The 16171-nt window shown below is 68.8% G+C and carries 17 protein-coding genes and 1 pseudogene; 12 read left to right on the top strand and 6 right to left on the bottom strand.

Annotation, left to right across the window (positions count from 1 at the left end; translation table 11 throughout):
* Positions 1-8: 8 nt before the first annotated feature.
* From AB0L53_RS14955 to AB0L53_RS14935, 5 genes and pseudogenes are all read right to left on the bottom strand, one after another.
* The gene (locus tag AB0L53_RS14955) at positions 9-680 is read right to left on the bottom strand and encodes a DsbA family oxidoreductase (protein WP_363993391.1); all 672 of its coding nucleotides are present in this window, start codon (positions 678-680) and stop codon (positions 9-11) included.
* A gap of 106 nt (positions 681-786) precedes the next feature.
* The gene (locus tag AB0L53_RS14950; protein ID WP_363993390.1) at positions 787-1683 is read right to left on the bottom strand and encodes a hypothetical protein; all 897 of its coding nucleotides are present in this window, start codon (positions 1681-1683) and stop codon (positions 787-789) included.
* A gap of 181 nt (positions 1684-1864) precedes the next feature.
* Positions 1865-2572: a carbon monoxide dehydrogenase subunit G gene (locus tag AB0L53_RS14945; protein WP_363993389.1), complete on the bottom strand. Its 708-nt coding sequence runs from the start codon at positions 2570-2572 to the stop codon at positions 1865-1867.
* 9 nt (positions 2573-2581) lie between these two features.
* Positions 2582-2980, bottom strand: coding sequence for a zinc ribbon domain-containing protein (locus tag AB0L53_RS14940; protein ID WP_363993661.1), 399 nt, complete (start codon positions 2978-2980; stop codon positions 2582-2584).
* Positions 2975-3112, bottom strand: a pseudogene (locus AB0L53_RS14935) (transposase); the annotation flags it as partial. The gene AB0L53_RS14940 and the pseudogene AB0L53_RS14935, both read right to left, overlap by 6 nt.
* A 172-nt stretch (positions 3113-3284) precedes the next feature.
* Here AB0L53_RS14935 and AB0L53_RS14930 point away from each other — a divergent pair.
* The 6 genes from AB0L53_RS14930 to AB0L53_RS14905 all read left to right on the top strand — a co-directional run bounded on the left by AB0L53_RS14930 (position 3285) and on the right by AB0L53_RS14905 (position 8448).
* Positions 3285-4223, top strand: coding sequence for a polysaccharide deacetylase family protein (locus tag AB0L53_RS14930; RefSeq protein WP_363993388.1), 939 nt, complete (start codon positions 3285-3287; stop codon positions 4221-4223).
* A gap of 134 nt (positions 4224-4357) precedes the next feature.
* Entirely contained in the window at positions 4358-5701 is a 1344-nt protein-coding gene (locus AB0L53_RS14925; protein ID WP_363993387.1) for a cytochrome ubiquinol oxidase subunit I, read from the top strand.
* Position 5702: 1 nt separating this feature from the next.
* Complete coding sequence (cydB, locus tag AB0L53_RS14920) at positions 5703-6590, top strand: cytochrome d ubiquinol oxidase subunit II (protein WP_363993386.1); 888 nt, start codon at positions 5703-5705, stop codon at positions 6588-6590.
* Positions 6591-6707: 117 nt separating this feature from the next.
* On the top strand, positions 6708-7181 hold the full coding sequence (locus tag AB0L53_RS14915; RefSeq protein WP_363993385.1) for a hypothetical protein: 474 nt from the start codon (positions 6708-6710) through the stop codon (positions 7179-7181).
* On the top strand, positions 7178-7531 hold the full coding sequence (locus AB0L53_RS14910) for a hypothetical protein (protein ID WP_363993384.1): 354 nt from the start codon (positions 7178-7180) through the stop codon (positions 7529-7531). Before AB0L53_RS14915 ends, AB0L53_RS14910 begins: the two co-directional genes overlap by 4 nt.
* A 347-nt stretch (positions 7532-7878) precedes the next feature.
* Entirely contained in the window at positions 7879-8448 is a 570-nt protein-coding gene (locus tag AB0L53_RS14905) for a hypothetical protein (RefSeq protein WP_363993383.1), read from the top strand.
* 86 nt (positions 8449-8534) lie between these two features.
* Here AB0L53_RS14905 and AB0L53_RS14900 read toward each other — a convergent pair whose 3' ends face one another.
* Positions 8535-9296: a GntR family transcriptional regulator gene (locus AB0L53_RS14900; protein ID WP_358449628.1), complete on the bottom strand. Its 762-nt coding sequence runs from the start codon at positions 9294-9296 to the stop codon at positions 8535-8537.
* A gap of 279 nt (positions 9297-9575) precedes the next feature.
* Here AB0L53_RS14900 and AB0L53_RS14895 point away from each other — a divergent pair, with 279 nt between their 5' ends.
* The 6 genes from AB0L53_RS14895 to AB0L53_RS14870 all read left to right on the top strand — a co-directional run bounded on the left by AB0L53_RS14895 (position 9576) and on the right by AB0L53_RS14870 (position 15988).
* Positions 9576-10820 carry a sugar ABC transporter substrate-binding protein gene (locus AB0L53_RS14895; RefSeq protein ID WP_363993382.1) on the top strand — a complete coding sequence of 415 codons (1245 nt, stop codon included), beginning with the start codon at positions 9576-9578 and terminating at the stop codon, positions 10818-10820.
* The gene (locus tag AB0L53_RS14890) at positions 10820-11701 is read left to right on the top strand and encodes a sugar ABC transporter permease (RefSeq protein WP_363993381.1); all 882 of its coding nucleotides are present in this window, start codon (positions 10820-10822) and stop codon (positions 11699-11701) included. The genes AB0L53_RS14895 and AB0L53_RS14890 overlap by 1 nt, the downstream gene beginning before the upstream one ends.
* Positions 11698-12540 carry a carbohydrate ABC transporter permease gene (locus tag AB0L53_RS14885; protein WP_363993380.1) on the top strand — a complete coding sequence of 281 codons (843 nt, stop codon included), beginning with the start codon at positions 11698-11700 and terminating at the stop codon, positions 12538-12540. The genes AB0L53_RS14890 and AB0L53_RS14885 overlap by 4 nt, the downstream gene beginning before the upstream one ends.
* A 42-nt stretch (positions 12541-12582) precedes the next feature.
* Positions 12583-13788 (top strand): mandelate racemase/muconate lactonizing enzyme family protein, encoded by a 1206-nt coding sequence (locus AB0L53_RS14880; protein ID WP_363993379.1) that lies wholly within the window; start codon positions 12583-12585, stop codon positions 13786-13788.
* A 52-nt stretch (positions 13789-13840) separates the two neighbouring features.
* On the top strand, positions 13841-14806 hold the full coding sequence (locus AB0L53_RS14875; RefSeq protein ID WP_363993378.1) for an aldo/keto reductase: 966 nt from the start codon (positions 13841-13843) through the stop codon (positions 14804-14806).
* Between the two features lie 147 nt (positions 14807-14953).
* On the top strand, positions 14954-15988 hold the full coding sequence (locus tag AB0L53_RS14870; protein WP_363993377.1) for a Gfo/Idh/MocA family oxidoreductase: 1035 nt from the start codon (positions 14954-14956) through the stop codon (positions 15986-15988).
* Positions 15989-16171: the final 183 nt, after the last annotated feature.

The following is a 16171-nucleotide window of genomic DNA, read 5'->3' as shown; positions in this document are numbered from 1 at the left end:
ACCTTCCCTCAAACGGCGCAATAGCCGTCGTCACAGCCGTCGGCCGGGGGCGCGAGGACGGTCACCGGAGTCTGGCCGGTGCGGGCCGCCACCTCGTCGAGGGCGGCGTCGAACGTCTCCGCCGGCTGCGCTCCCGACACCGCGAACTGCCCCTCGAACAGGAACAGCGGCACACCCGTTATCCCCAGCGCCCGCGCCCGGTCGAGCTGCTCGCGTACCTCCTGCGCGCCCTCACCCGGCGAGTGATCCACGCCCACTTCGGCGGCCAGCTTCGTGAGCACGTCCTGGTCACCGACGTTGAGCCCGTCGGTGAAGTGCGCGTGGAACAGCCGATCGACCGCCTCCAGCCCGCGCCCCTGCCGGGTGGCGAGTTCGACCAGCCGGTGCGCCTCGAAGGTGTTCGCGCTGATCGCCTGCGAGAAGCGCAGGTCCAGCCCCTCTTCCGCGGCGACGGTGGTGACATGGGAGGTCATCTGCGCGGCGTTCCCGCCGAACTTCCGCTCCAGCGACGGGAGCAGCGGTTCGCCTTCTGCGGGGGCGTCCGGGTTCAGCTGGAACGGGCGCATGGTGATGTCCACGATGCCGCCCTTGGCGCGGAAGCGGTCGGCCGCTCGGCCGAAGCGGGTGTGGCCGATGTAGCACCAGGGGCAGACGATGTCCGAAAATATCTCGACTTTCACGCTCGACCACAACCTCTACAACCCCGGCCCCATTCCACCGGCCTTGGCCGGATACGCGCGGCCTTGGCCGGATGCGCGCCCGCTGGCCCGCTCCCCGCCGGGCCGGTCACCCGGCCGCCAGTTCCTCCAGCCGATAGGGGAGGTAGGCCGAGTCGTCCACCAGGGCGGAGGCGCCGCGCCACCAGCCGAACCACTCCCCGCTGCGCCACATCCAGTCGACCCGCTCGATGGCCGCCACCACGTCGCCGACCGTCTGCCACCGCTCGCCCAGTTGCTCGCGGGTGGCGCCGTGCCGTAGCGCCCAGGCGCGCAGGATGCCGGCGGCGGTGCCGGACACCTCACGGGCGTACGGGTCAGGGTCCTCGTCCGGCAGCCGGTGCGGTCCGAGCCCGGCCGCCACTCCCCAGCTCCACTGGGCCTCGGCGGGACGCGAGTAGCGCAGCGAGTGGAAGTCGAGGTTCGACCCCAGGTCCTCGTCGGGCCGCCGGGTGACCACCGCGTCGAGCCGCCCTCCGGCGTCGAAGTGTACGACGAGCCGCTGCCCCGGCTTCGCGCCGTCCGGCAGATCGAAGCGGTCCTCGGCCTGCCACGAGTTGAGGTCCACCTGGGCGACGGGCCGGCCCCACAGCTGGTCGGCCGCGTCGTCGGAGATCCAGGCGGCGAGCATCTCCAGGGCGGTCAGGTCGGTCCACGGCTCGATCGCGACGGCCGTACGCAGCACCTCGTCGGGCGCGGGCAGCTTGCCGCCCCTGGGCCGCGTCCACCACTCCTCACCCAGCTCCCGCGCACCGACCAGCAACGCGGCGATGGCGGCCAGCTCGGCGGACCGCCTGGTAAGAGACGCGCCGAGCGCCAGGCTCAGGCAGCGGCCGACCCGCTCGTCACCGAGCACGGAGCGCGCGTCGCCGATCAACGCCTCGGCGGTCGGGCGTTCTTCTCCAAGTAGGTTGCGTATGACTCGCCGGGCCTCGGTTCGTGCGTCTTCAGCGTGTGCCTGCCGCATATAGCCACGCTACGCCTGGAGATCCTTTTCCGCGAGAGCCCAGTCTCGCGCTCATGAGCAGCCCGTTTGACGACCTCGACCGCCCTCGGACATCGGCCAATCCGACGGCGCGACCGCCCAAGATCGCTGAGCCCACTCCCGGACACCAGCCGCCCGACGCGCCGGGTCGGTAAGGCAACGGTCAGTGACGTGGGCGGCGGCCGGCCCGGCCGAACAGCCAGCCCACGGCGACGCCGGTCAGCGCGATGCCCGCCCCCATGCCGAACGACGCCAGCATCACCCAAGGCCTCGTCTCGGTGTGGCTCTTGGGCGGGCGTTCGTACACGCCGGACGGCCGTTCGTACACAGCGGGCGTCCAACGCCCCTCCGCGGCCTCATCGGCCGTACGCGCCAGCGCGGCTCGCCGGGCGGCCAACTCGTCCACCCCGGCCCCACGCTCAGCCCCGCCCTCCGGGGCGCGCAGGTGGTCCTCGACGGCCGCGAAGAACTCCCCCGCCGTCCTCTTGGCCACCGAGCCGAGCATGCGCTGCCCCACCCCGCCGATCATCCCACCGACGACCGCGTCGGCGTCGTAGTCGACGCGGGTCCCCTCATCGACCTCGCTGAGCCGTACGAGCACGGTGGCCTCCACCGTCCCCGGCGCGCCCTGGCCGCGCGCCCGCAGGACGAAGCTCTCCGGCGCCGACGGTTCGGTCAGTGACACCTCGCCCTGGTAGACGCCCTTGATGGAGGCGACCCCCGCCGTCACCGTCATCCGGTACGTGTCCGGCCCTGTCTCCTCCAGGCGCTCACAGCCGGGGATGGTGCGTACCAGCACCGCCGGATCCTGAAGCGCGTCCCACACGCGATGCCTCTCGACGCCGATCATGGCGCTACCTGCGACCTTCACACCGCCACTCTAGGGATCCGTCTGGCGAGTGTTGCCCTTTTGAAGCGCTCCCCACGACTGAAGTCGGGGGATTCCAGCCGGCTCGGGCTCCGTCTGCGCGGTGGCCTGGGCTGCTGTTGCTTGGCGGTTGGCCTTCCGGCCCACGCGGTTGCGTGGTTTGCGCGCCCCAACCCGCACACCCGATCCGGGTTGTGCGTGCTCCGCCCTCCCGGCGGTGAGGATGTTCTTGGCGGCGCTCACGTCGGCGTGCTCGGTGTGTCCGCACGAGGTGCACCGGAAGACCGCTTGGCTCTCGCGGGACTTGCGATCCACCACCGTGCACACGTTGCACGTCTGACTCGTATACGCCGGATGGACAGTGATCACGTTGGTGCCCGTATACCGGGCCTTGCTGCGGGTGGCGACCACCTCGCCGAGGAGCTGCTTGAGTCGTTCCTCGATCCCTCCACCCAGCACCCGCCTGCGGTACTTGGGACACCACACCACGTGGAAGACGCACTAGAAGGCGATGTCGCTGTTCGTCCGCAACGTCACGGCCATGGATCAAGATACGGCGTTGATCTATCTACCGCTCAAAGATTCGACAGAAGGGCTCACCCCCATGGCTAAAGCCAGGGGTCCGCGCCCTAGATCACCGATCGGATGCGCCCGCCTGGCGATCAAGACTGGCAGGATGGGACCGGTGTGCGAGGGGCGAGCCGGGGGACAAGACATGACGATCGTGGCCGATGCGGCCCGAACGGCCCTGATGGGCGATGTGACCCCTGTGTTCCGGTCCGTCCGCGTTGCCGCCGTGGCGGCGGTCGCGGTCCTGCTGGCTGGCTGCGCGACCAACGGCAGGTCAGGCGGTACGGCGGACCGCCCAGGAGGCGACACCACCGGCGCCGCCCCAGGCAGCACGGCCACCACCGCCGCCCCCAGGTCCGACGCGACCACGCGGCCGCTCGACGGCCCGCCCGGCGCGGTGCCCCGACGTGGCGAGGTAAGGGGGATCCAGGCCACGGGCTCCTTACCTCCGGTGATCAGCTCCATCCCCACCAACCGCAAGGTCGTCTTCCTGACCATCGACGACGGGTGGGAGCAGGACCCCGGCTTCCTGGCCCAGGTACGTGACCAGCGCATCCCGATCACGGTGTTCGCCATGCGGGACGCGGTGGAGGCCAAGGGCACACCCGACCCCGCCGGTGGGCCCGGCCAGTTCGTAGGAGCCGGGAAATGGGGATATTTCCGCTCGCTGCGTGACGCCCGCGTACCCGTCGAGAACCACACCCTCACCCACCCCAATCTCCGCCTCCTCGGCTACGACGCCCAGCGACAGGAGATCTGCGGCTCCTCCACCATTATCAGAAGGCAGCTGGGGACCAGGCCGACGCTGTTCAGGCCGCCGTTCGGCAACTACAACACCGACACGCTCAGGGCCGCCAAGAACTGCGGCCTGAAGTCGGTCCTTCTCTGGACGGCCACGGTGCAGCCGGGCGGCAAGATCGCCTACCAGGTGCCCGACAAGCGCCTGCGCCCCGGCGACATCCTGCTGCTGCACTTCCGCCCGAACCTGGCCAGGGACTTCCGCATCCTGGTCGACAAGATCAAGCGCCGGGGCTTCGAGCTGGGCAACCTCCAGGCGTACCTGGACGCCGCCACCGCCCGCTGACCCCCGCACGCCGTCGTGGGACCACCGATCCGCAGCCTTGTGACAAAGATCGCATAGCAGCGCTCTACAGGCTGTAGTACTACTTTAAGTAGATGCACTACAGCTTGTAGAGCTAAGCACCCGGTGGGGGGAAGATGGACGCGCTCGATCTCGCGCGGTGGCAGTTCGGGGTGACCACCGTTTACCACTTTCTGTTCGTGCCGTTGACGATCGGCCTGGGCGTCTTCGTGGCCGGTCTCCAGACCGCCTGGCACCGGACGGGGAAGGAGCAGTACCTCCGGCTGACGAAGTTCTTCGGCAAGCTGTTCCTGATCAACTTCGCCATGGGCGTGGTCACCGGCATCGTGCAGGAGTTCCAGTTCGGCATGAACTGGAGCGAATACTCGACCTTCGTCGGCGACGTGTTCGGGGCGCCCCTGGCCATGGAGGCATTGCTGGCCTTCTTCATGGAGTCCACGTTCCTGGGGCTGTGGATCTTCGGCTGGGAGCGGCTGCCGAAGAAGGTCCACCTGGCGTGCATCTGGGCCGCCGCCATCGGCTCTAACCTGTCCGCGTATTTCATCCTCGCGGCCAACGCCTGGATGAAGCACCCGGTCGGCTACGAGGTGGTCGACGGCCGGGCCAGGATGACCGACCTGTGGGCGGTGCTCACCAACCCCACCGCGATCGCCCAGGTGCCGCACGTCGTCGGCGCCGCCTTCATCGTGGCGGGCGGGTTCGTACTGGCGGTCTGCGGCTACTGGCTGCTGAGGACGAAGGCCCCCATGTGGCGCAGCGCCGCCCGGGCCGCGCTGGTCATGACCGCACTGGCCGGCGCCGTCGTCGCGGGCACCGGCGACACCTCGGCCCGGCTGCTGTACGAGCAGCAGCCGATGAAGCTCGCCGCCGCCGAGGGCCTCCAGCACGACACCGCCGGAGCCCCGTTCTCCATCGTTCCCGGCGTCGAGATCCCCGGCCTCCTCAGCCTCCTCGCCAGCCACGACCCCACCGCCACCGTGCAGGGCACCGAGGACCTGCAGGCCCGGCTCGAGCAGCAGTTCGGCCCCGGCGACTACCGGCCCAACCAGACTGTGGTGTTCTGGTCGTTCCGGGTGATGATCGTCTTCGGCTTGACCACGGTGGCGCTGTCGGTGCTCGGCCTCTGGCTCACCCGCCGCAGGCGCGACCTGCCCCCCTGGCTGGCTCGGATCATGGTGCTGGCCCTGCCGCTGCCGTTCCTCGCGATGATCTCCGGCTGGCTGCTGAGCGAGATAGGCCGCCAGCCGTGGACGGTGACGGGCGAGCTGCTCACGGCCGCGAGCGTGTCACCCGGCGTGAGCCTCGCCGAGGTGGCCACCTCGCTCACGATCTTCACACTCCTGTACGGCGGGCTCGCGGTGGCCGAGGCCGTACTCCTGACCAGGCACGTACGCAAGGGCCCCGAGCAGACGGAGCCCGTCCCCGCGACCGAGCGACTCCAGCCGTCGCTGATGTACTGAGGTGGAGACAGTGGTCAATCTGTGGTTCGTCATCATCGCCTTCCTCTGGACCGGCTACTTCGTGCTGGAGGGCTTCGACTTCGGCGTGGGCCTGCTGGCACCGTTCGTGAGCAGGGGCCCGGAGCAGCACCGGCAGAGCCTGGAGACGATCGGCCCGGTCTGGGACGGCAACGAGGTGTGGCTGATCACCGCGGTCGGCGCCATGTTCGCCGCCTTCCCCGCCTGGTACGCCGGGATGTTCAGCGCCTTCTACCTCCCGGTCGTGCTCATCCTGGTCGGCCTGATCGTGCGCGGCGTCGGCCTGGAGTGGCGCGGCAAGGTGACCAATCCGTTCTTGTGCGACCTGGGCATCGTGGCGGGCAGCGCCCTCCCGGCGTTCCTGTGGGGCGCGATCTTCGCCGACGTGCTCTTCGACAGCGCTCTCGCGGCGCTCGTGGGCGGCCTGTTCACCCTGGCGACCTGCGTACTCCACGGCGCCGTCTTCCTGTCCCTCAAGACCGAAGGCCCCGTACGACGTCGCGCCCGCGCGGTTGCCCTGGCCGCGAGCGCCGTGGTCCTGCCGCTGGCCGTGGCGGCCCTGTCCAGCCTGGGCTCGATCCCCGCCCTGATGGCCATGGCGGCGCTGGCCGCCGGGGCGGCGCTGACGTACCGCCGCAGAGAAGGCTGGGCCTTCACCGCCACCGCCGGCGCCATCGCCCTGGCCTCGGTGGCGGTCTTCGCCGAGCTCCGATGGGCCCCGCTCCCGGGCATCACGCTGACGGACGCGGCCTCGGGACCCTACACGCTGACGATGCTCAGCTGGATCGGGCTGATCACGCTGCCGTTCGTACTGGTGTACCAGGGCTGGACCTACTGGGTGTTCCGCAAGCGGGTGGCCCTGACGCCCTGACGCCCATCCGCTCGTAGCGCCTCACCACAGGTGGGGCACGGTCCTCACTCTGCTTGTGGCAGGCATGCCTTGCATCTCCTCTATCGCGCGGCCGACATCCGAGCTACTGTGGATGTTATGCCTGAGGCTTACGAGGACGTGCCCTTCAGCGAACTACTCCACCACCCGGCCGCGACCACACGAAGACTGGACGCCGTCCGCGCGTTGCGGCTGCGGCGGCGCGACGCTGGGGACCTCGCTCTGATGCGGGTCGACCAGATGGAGCGAGACGCCACCGTCATGGACTTCACCTCACGCCTGCTCGCCGGACTGGTCCGCACCGAGAACATCGAGGCGCTGCGCCAGGCCCTGCCCGAGGCCCTGCCGTGGAGCACCTTTCTGCCCGCCGAGGATGTGGACACGCTCCTCACCGAGCTGGTGGACACGGCACGCGGAGCGGTGGCCCTGGACAACCTCGCTCCGATCGCGCTCCTGCTGACCCAGTGGCGGCGCAGCGCGGAGATCTACGCGGACCCCGCCCTGCTGGCCATCCTCACCCGCGAGCCGGAAGGCGACTTCGGCCCCGTCCCCATGCCCCAGGCGAGCGAGTGAGCCCCAAGCGCGGAGACCGGGCCGCGCCACCTCCGATGGGCGACGAGTACGACATCCGCTTCGCCAACACCGAAGCCGCCGACGGCTGGGAACACCTCTCCCGCCACGCGGCGGGCAGCCTGCGCCGCGCCTTCGAGAAAATCCGCGCCACCCCATGCGCCCTGGACAACCCCGACGGGCAGCACCACCTCAAAGGCAAACTCGGGACCAGCACCTTCAAAGGCCACACCCTGGAACGCTGGCAGTACGAAGTCACCGGCAGCGGACGCATCTGGTACCTGCTGGACGACGCCAACCGCACCGCCTGGATCACCTACGCGGGCACCGGACACCCAAAAGCCACCGACTGACCCCGCACGCACCGCCCAACGGCCTACCACCATTCTCCCTGCCACCGCGCACCGGCTCCTAGCCCAGGCTGCCGGTTCCGGGCCGATCATCCGAGGCGGGCCCACTACCAATAACATGCGCGAGTCACCCCCCGTACGTGGGAAGCCCGGCCTCTGCCAGGTACACGTTCTCGCCTCAGCCCGGCGGCGGCTTGACCCGGCGGCAGGCAGCCGCACCGGAAGAGGGCGCCGTCCACTTATGTCCGGAATATGTCCGGTCGTACAGCCTTGCTCAGTGGTCATAGCTTGCCAAGAATGGAGGCGCACGGCTCTCGTGGTTGTCGTCGTCAGTCGCACCAGGAGCTCATGTGGCACACCCGTGGAAGAACAGGCAGCGTGCCGGCGTCGTCGCGTTCGGCGCCGTGGCCATGCTCGTCCTCATGGTGAGCGCGGTGGTCAGCGTGGCCATCGTGACCACCACCGCGACAGGGACGGCCCGCGAACCGTCGGGTGCCTCTTCTGGTGAGCGGATTCGACTCGCGGAAGCGGCCGAGCCTGTCCCGTCGTCCACTCCAGAGACATCGCAGGAGCCTGCCACGTCTCCCTCTCCCTCCGTCTCTGACTCGCCGGAATCGAGCGCCGCAGCTTCACCTCGTCCCAGCCCGACCTGGACCGGCAGAGCGGGAGGGGAGGTCTACTACGGCACGTTCAGCGAGGACGAGTGCGTCAAGCGGGGCGAGGAGGGAGTCGCAGCGCAGAAATGGTCGGCTTACTCGTGCAAGGCGCTCGTGAAGCGCGACGAGACCACGAAGGATGGGGAACGCGTAGACGAGCCTGGCGAGGTCGGAGAGCTTGGCCCCGGGCAGGCCACGCGCGACCACGGCCTTTGGGTGGTGGATTGGCTGTGCATGATCAGGATGGAAGAGGGTTGCAGCTGATGCCCTAACCCGCCGTAAAGCGCGCCGGCTGCTGTGCGATCTCAGCCGGCCAGGACGAGCAGGTCGCAGTCTTCAGGCGGTGGCGATTATTCGGTGGGGGGATGGCGGTAGACGTTGACGAGGAATCGGCTGAGGTCGCCGCGGTGGAACCCGGTGAACCTCTCCAGCGGATTGCCCGCGTCATCGAACGCCACGCTACGCAGGATCAGCAAGGGAGCCCCTGGCAGGACCTGCAACGCCTCGGCCATCGCCTCGCTCGCGATGCCGGCCTCTATCGACCGCTGCCCGGTCGCGAACTGGACGCCGTACTTGCGTTCCAGCAGGCCGTACAGCGAGATGTTCGACAGGTCCTCGTCGAGGATGAGCTTGCCGACGGACAACGGCAACTGCGTGATGGTCAGCGCCCATGGCTCCGTGTTCACCATCCGCAGGCGCTCGATCTCCACGATGGTCGTGCCTGGCGTCACCCCTAGCTCGGCGGCGGCCGCCGTGCTGGCCGGCACCGTCTCCAGCCGCCGTACCGCGATGGTCTGCTCGCCGCTGCGGCCCCGCACGTCCTCCTCGAAGTGGCCGATCATCGCGTGCCCGAAGCCCTCGGACGTCTTGCGGTCGGCGACGAACGTGCCCCGGCCCTTCACCCGCGAGATGACGCCCTCGACCTCGAGTCCTTGCAGCGCCTGGCGGACGACACTGCGTGAGACGCCGTATCGCTCACACAGCTCGAAGTCGCCGGGCAGCCGATCACCCGGTTCGAGCCCACGCGCCGCGATGTCCTGGATCATCAGCTGCTTGAGCTGATGATAGAACGGCAACGCTGAGCCGCGATCGATGCTAGGAGGAGGCAGCACGGTCACGACGATAGTCCCTGATCTACCCGCAAGGCACTCGCCCTTTCGCGACGTCTTCCGTCGCACTCACAGCCATCCCAGCCTCGAACGCCCGGCCGATGGAGCACCTCTGGCACCCCAACGACCGGCCTGACCTCGGACTACTGCTGGCTCATTTGTCTCGAGAGTTGTTTCGAGCATGTTGACATCCTGTACGGACAGGATAACACTGCTGGCTGCGGGACCGGTGGATACCGGCCCGCTCCGGGGGCTTCGACTCTTGAGCAAATGGAGCAAAAAATGGCCATTCGTCCGCGTACTGCCGCGCTGTTCGCGGTGGTGCTCGTGGTGGTGCTCGGGGTGGTGGGTGTCATCGTGCACAACGCGACCCGGAGTTCGACCAGCTCGTCCGACACAGTGACGTGGTGGGTACCCGACTGGGACTCGGAGGTCGCCGCGACGCTCGTGCGGCGCTTCGAGAGCGAGAACCCGTCGTTGCGCGTCGAAGTGGTGAAGACCACGGGCGACACGGTCGCGAACAAGGTGTCCGTCGCGCTGGACGCGGGCAACACACCCGACCTGATCACCGAGTCGATCGCGCGTACCAAGACCTACATCGACAAGGGCCGGTTGGCGGATCTGACCAGCCTGTACGGCAGCGCGATGCCGAAGTCGGACTTCGCGCCCGGCCTGACCGACGTGGTGTCCGTCGACGGTAAGACCTACGCGGTGCCCTACCGCTGGGCGACCAACGCCCTCATCTACAACACCGAGCTGTTCGCCAAGGCCGGTATTTCGGCCCCGCCCACGACCTGGGCGGAGTTCGTCGCCGACGCCAAGAAGCTCCCCACGTCGACGGTCGCCGGCACGGCGTGGCCGATGCAGGGTGACCCGAGCGACCTGTCGTTGCGCTTCCTCGACTTCGCCCTGCAAGGCGGGACGACGATCGAGAACGGCACGCCGAAGCTGACGCAGGACTCCGTCGAGCGCGCTCTGGAGCTCATGGGTACCTCCGTCACCAAGGGGTACGCCACGAAGAGCTCGTTCGAGCTGGACAACACGGGTATCCGCGACCTGTTCCTGCAGGGACGCATCGGGATGTACCTGGGCGGCGTCTTCGACGCCGACACGGCGGCGCGCCAGAAGTTCCCGGTCGGAACCGCGCTGGCCCCTGGCCCGAGTGGCCCCGGCATCCAGGAGGGCGTCGGCTGGGCCTACATCGTCCCGAAGGCCGCAAAGAACATCGACGGCGCCAAGAAGCTCGCGTCCTTCCTCGGTCGCCCCGAGAACATGGCGAGCCTGACCCTGACCTTCCCGGCCCGGGTGAGCGCGGCGAGTGACGCCAAGTTCAAGACGGACGTCCGCAAGGCCTACGGCGAGCAGCTCGCCAAGCACTCCATCCCCGCCCCCAACAATCCGCGCTGGACCGCGATGATCCCGTTCGTGCACGACACGATCCAGGAGGTCGCACTCGGGTCCAAGACCCCGCAGCAGGGAGCTGCCGCGATCATGACAGAAGCCGAGAAGAATCTCGGCCCGGCCTGATGAGCACAGCCGAGACGATAAGCCGAACCGGCCGGCTGAACATGAGCGCGACCCGTCGTGGGATCGGGCTCATGCTCCCGGCCGCGGGGCTGATGGCGGTCCTGACCGTCGTCCCGGTCATCGCGGTCCTGGAGCGCGCCCTGACCAGCACGGAGGCGTTCGGCCAGCTGTTCGACGCGCCCAATTTCGGGCGTACGATGCTCAACACCCTCGTGTGGACGCTGGTCTCCGTCGCCGGGGCGCTGCTGATCGGGTACGCGGCGGCGCTGCTGCTGCGCTCACCGTTCCTGCGGCTGCGCGGGGCGTGGCGGGGCCTGTTCATGATCCCGTGGATCATCCCGGGCGTCGTCGGCGCGACCGTCTGGAGCTGGAGCCTGTCCAGCGACTACGGCCTGGTCAACCACTGGCTCATGCAGGCCGGGGTCATCCAGCAGCCGATCGCCTGGCTGTCCAACCCCGACGTCGTGCTCTATGCCGTCGCGCTGATCCAGATCTGGACGACGGCACCCTTCGTGATGCTCATGGTCTCAGCGGCGCTGACCGGCATCCCGGCGGAACGGTACGAGGCCGCCAAGCTGGACGGCGCCTCAGGCCGGCAGATCCTGGCCTACATCGTCCTGCCGGCGATCCGCTCGACGACCTGGATCGCGGTGCTGACCCTCGTCACGTGGGCGCTCAACTCCTTCACCATCATCTGGGTCACGACGAGCGGCGGACCGGCCGGCGCCTCGACGATCCTGCCGATCCTGCTGTACGAGGCCTTCCAGCGTGGCGACCAGTCGATGGTCTCCGCGATCGCCGTATTGCAGCTGGCGATCTGCGCCGTCTTCGTCGCCATCTACGCCCGAGCCATGCGATCCGACCTGGAGGAGCTGTCATGACCCGGTCCTTCGCCCGGCACCCGCTGCTCGCGGTGCTCACCTGGGTCACGCTCGCCGTCCTGCTCGGCTGGACGCTCTGGCCGATCGTCCTGATGGCCTTCACCTCGTTCAAGCCCGGCAACGAGATCTTCGCGATCCCGCCGACGCTCACACCGCAGCACTGGACGCTCGACAACTACGTGAAGGTCTTCACGGACTCGTCCATGCCCCACGCCTTGGTGAACTCGGTTGTCGTGGGTCTGCTCGTCGCGGGCGCCACGCTCATCCTGTGTTTCAGCGCCGGGTACGCGCTCGCCCGCTTCAAGTTCAAGGCCGCCCGTCCCGTCGCGCTGTTCATCCTCATCGGGCAGCTGGTGCCGCTGACGGTGCTGCTGCTGCCGCTGTACAAGATGGTCAACGGGATGCAGCTGCTGGACACGACGATCGGGCTCGCGCTGGTCCACCTCACGATCACCGTACCCCTGGTCACGTGGATGATCCGCAACCAGATCACGGCGATCCCGATCGAGATCGAGGAGGCGGCGGAGATCGACGGCTGCTCGCGGCTGGACGCCGTGAGCTACGTGACGCTGCCGATCGCCGCGCCGGGGCTGGCCGCCGCGGGCATGTTCGCCTTTCTGCAGTCCTGGCACGAGTTCCTGTTCGCCTCGGTGTTCGCCGCGTCGGACTCCGCGCGGACCGCGCCCGTGGCGTTGACGGAGTTCGCGACCGAGTACCACGTCGACTGGGGTTCGACGATGGCGGCCTCCGTCGTGCTGACCGTCCCCGTGGTCATCGTCTTCATCGCGCTGCAGCGCTACCTCGTCGGCGGACTGACCAGCGGCGCGGTCAAGGGCTGACGGTCGGCCGAACCGCGCTTCGAAGAGAGAGCACTGACACTTATGAAGATCCTTGACGTCCGCTGCGCAGTCATCGGGGACAGTCCGATCGTCCGCGTGGTCACCGACGAGGGCATCGAGGGTTTCGGCGAGATCGAGCATTCGAAGCCGCCCATCCAGCACCTCATCGGCGTATATGCCGATCTCCTGCTCGGACAGGACCCCACCGACGTCGAGCGGTGCATGCTGCGGATCCGCCGGCTCGGCGGCTTCAAGCCCTGGGGCAGCATCGTCTCCGCGATCGAGATCGCCCTGTGGGACGTGGCCGGCAAGGCGGCCGGCCTGCCCGTGCACAAGCTGCTGGGCGGTAAGGTACGCGACCGCGTCCGCGTCTACAACGGAGGCGTGCGACCGCCCCTGCTGGGCCACGAACCCGAGGACTACGCCGCGTCGATGGCCGTCATGGCCGCCGCGCCGGAGGGCTTCACCCTGTTCAAGGAGGGCGTCGGCTTCCACGGCTTCATGGCGCCGAACGTGTCGGACTTCTTCTACGGCGATCTGCGCGAGGGCCCCAAGCACCCGAACCGCGGCATGCTGACCGAGAAGGGCATCGCCCACATCGTCGCCTGCGTCCAGGCGATGAAGGACGTGCTCGGCGAGGGCCGCGGCCTGGCGCTCGACATGGGGCCGGGATTCACCGTCCCGGACGCCATCACGGTGTTGCGGGCGCTCGAACCGCTCCACATCATGTGGGCCGAGGACCTGCTCAGCGGCGACGGCGTGCCATGGGTCGACGCCGCCCAGTATCGCGAGATCACCCGGGCCACGAACGTACGGACACACACCGGCGAGCAGATCTACCTGCGCAACAACTACAAAGAGCTGATCTCGACCCAGGCCGTACGGGTCATCGGGCCGGACCCCGGTGACGTCGGCGGGATCGCGGAGCTGAAATGGGTCGCGGAGTACGCCGACCTCCACGGGATCGAGATCGCTCCGCACGGCGTCAGCAGCGGGCTGTTCGGGCTGGCGGCCCTGGTACAGGTGTGCGCGACGCTCCCGGACAACTTCATCGCCTTCGAGTACCCGGTCCCGACCCAGGACTGGTGGTACTCGATCGTCCACGGCCTGCCGGACCCGATCGTCGTGGACGGGTTCATCACGGTCGGCTCCGCACCGGGTCTCGGCATCGACATCGACCGTGACGCGGCGCTGGCCCACATGGACCCGGCAGACCACCACTTCTTCGACTGGATCCCCCGGAGCTGAGCCCTATGCGCGAATCAAACCACTTCGACCGGATCCCACGGAGCTGAGACTTATGCGCGAATCCGACCACCAGGCCCCCACCCGTCCGCTGGGTGCGACCGGGCTGCACATCACGCCGCTGACGATCGGTGGCGCACCTCTCGGCTCGATGCCGGGCAACTTCGGCCGCGACGTACCCCCGGAGACGGGCATCGCCACGGCACTGGCCGCCCTTCGGGGATCGGTCCGCGCCCTGGACACCTCGGCCGCGTACAGCGCGGGAGAATCGGAGCGCCGCATCGGCGCGGCGATCCGGCAGGCCGGTGGCCTGCCCGAGGGGTACGTCCTGTCGACGAAGATCGCCCGTGACCTCGACTCCGGCACGTTCGACGGAGCGCAGGCCCGGCGGTCGATCAAGGAGAGCCTGACCCGCCTCGGACTCGACCATGTGCCGCTGCTGTACCTGCACGATCCGGAGAAGAACGACTTCGACCAGATCATGGAGCCCGGCGGACCCGTGGACGTGCTGAGGGACCTGCGCGAGCGCGGCATCGCCCGCTCGATCGGCGTCGCCGGCGGCGAGCTCGCGACGATCGAGCGGTACGTCCGCACCGGCTTCTTCGACGTCGTCCTCACGCACAACCGCTGGACCCTGGTCAACCGGTCCGCCGAGCCGCTCATCGACCTCGCCACGTCGATGGGACTCGGAGTCGTCAACGCCGCCGTGTTCGGCGGCGGAATCCTCGCGGCGGGCGCCACCGCCTCACACCGCTACGCCTACCGGGAGGCGCCGGCCGAACTCCTCCAGGCGATCAAGGGGATGGAAGAGGCCTGCCGCGACCACCAGGTGCCGCTGGCCGCGGCCGCGATCCAGTTCTCGACCCGCGATCGGCGGATCGCCAGCACCATCATCGGCGCGTCGCGTCCGGAACGCGTCGAGCAGGCGGTCGGGCTCGCGTCTACGGCCATACCGGAGGCGCTCTGGGCCGACCTGGACGTCATCACGGCCCAAATCGACCCGGCCACCCTGCCCGCCTGACGACCTCCTTGAGACCCGATCACTCCCCGCCCTCCTGACGATCTCCCGGATCGGGTCATTCTGCCCGCCTAGCGAACTTCCAGCCCCGGCCACCTGCCCCCTGACGTTCGTTCTCCGACGATCAGCACCGACGACGAGGAAACTCCCATGTCCCATGCCCCCGCGCAGCCACTGCGCGTCCTGCTCTTCGGCTACGGCCTGGCGGGCCAGGTGTTCCACGCCCCGCTGCTCACCGCCGGCGGCGACTACACGATCGACGTCATCGTGACGTCCGACCCTGCCCGTTCCGCGGCGGCCCGCGCCGCCCATCCCGGCGCCCAAGTCGTGGCCGACGCCGACGCGGCGTTCGCGCTCGCCGGAGACTGCGACCTCGCCGTGGTGTGCACGCCGAACGACACCCACGGCGAACTGGCCCGCCGCGCCCTCGACGCGGGGCTGCACGTCGTCGTCGACAAGCCCCTCGCCCTGACAGTGAAAGAGGCGGAAGGACTCATCGAGGCGGCGGACGCCGCCGGCCGCACGCTCACGGTCTTCCAGAACCGGCGTTGGGACGGAGACTTCCTCACCGTGCGCGACGTACTCGCGTCGGGCGAGCTCGGCGACGTCTACGGGTTCGAATCAGCCTTCGAGTGGTGGCAGCCCTCGGTCACCACCGGCCGCAAGGACCAAACGACCGTGGCGGACGGCGGGGGCATCCTCTACGACCTCGCGCCCCACCTCATCGACCAGGCACTCATCCTCTTCGGCCCGGTCCGCGAGGTGCATGCCGAGGTGGACACGCGACGCCCGCACGCGGTGAACGACGACGACGTCCTCATCAGCCTGGAGCATGAGAACGGCGTCCAGAGCCGACTCTGGATGAGCAGCCTCGCGGCCCAAGAACGCCCACGCTTCGTCCTGCGCGGTACGCGCGGCGCCTACATGACGTTCGGCCTCGACCCGCAGGAGTCCCAGCTCCAGTCGGGCAAACGCCCCGACGACGCCGGCTTCGGCGCCAAGCCCCGCGAAAGCTGGGGACGGATCGGTGCCGGTGCCGATCTGCGCGAGGTGCCGAGCCGGCACGGTTCGTACGAGTCGTACTATCCCGAGCTCGCCGTGGCGCTGCGCACGGGGACACGGCCACCGGTTGATCCGCGTGACAGCATCGCGGTAATGCGGATCATCGAGGCGGCTCTCAGCTGATCAGAGCAGCTTGTAGAGCAGGTGCGGAGGCTGCCCGGACTGGTAGCAGAGCACACCGGCGATGTTCACTCGGCTGGTACTCCAGTGACACTTCGAGATCACGAACATGATCTGCGAGGTAGCCTGGCCCGTCTAATCAACTGCGCAGGTTTCGAGAGGGCGTGCGTTCATGGCGCGAGGATT

Source organism: Nonomuraea sp. NPDC052129 (assembly GCF_040680095.1).
Lineage (GTDB): Bacteria > Actinomycetota > Actinomycetes > Streptosporangiales > Streptosporangiaceae > Nonomuraea.
This window is presented reverse-complemented; position numbering and strand designations above follow the sequence as displayed.

Bases quoted from the DNA above. Each gene is read 5' to 3' on its own strand.
- AB0L53_RS14930 (WP_363993388.1), top strand. From the start codon at position 3,285: ATGACGATCGTGGCCGATGCGGCCCGAACGGCCCTGATGGGCGATGTG.
- AB0L53_RS14885 (WP_363993380.1), top strand. From the start codon at position 11,698: ATGACCCGGTCCTTCGCCCGGCACCCGCTGCTCGCGGTGCTCACCTGG.
- AB0L53_RS14895 (WP_363993382.1), top strand. From the start codon at position 9,576: ATGGCCATTCGTCCGCGTACTGCCGCGCTGTTCGCGGTGGTGCTCGTG.
- AB0L53_RS14915 (WP_363993385.1), top strand. From the start codon at position 6,708: ATGCCTGAGGCTTACGAGGACGTGCCCTTCAGCGAACTACTCCACCAC.
- AB0L53_RS14950 (WP_363993390.1), bottom strand. From the start codon at position 1,683: ATGCGGCAGGCACACGCTGAAGACGCACGAACCGAGGCCCGGCGAGTC.
- AB0L53_RS14870 (WP_363993377.1), top strand. From the start codon at position 14,954: ATGTCCCATGCCCCCGCGCAGCCACTGCGCGTCCTGCTCTTCGGCTAC.
- AB0L53_RS14880 (WP_363993379.1), top strand. From the start codon at position 12,583: ATGAAGATCCTTGACGTCCGCTGCGCAGTCATCGGGGACAGTCCGATC.
- AB0L53_RS14890 (WP_363993381.1), top strand. From the start codon at position 10,820: ATGAGCACAGCCGAGACGATAAGCCGAACCGGCCGGCTGAACATGAGC.
- AB0L53_RS14875 (WP_363993378.1), top strand. From the start codon at position 13,841: ATGCGCGAATCCGACCACCAGGCCCCCACCCGTCCGCTGGGTGCGACC.
- AB0L53_RS14925 (WP_363993387.1), top strand. From the start codon at position 4,358: ATGGACGCGCTCGATCTCGCGCGGTGGCAGTTCGGGGTGACCACCGTT.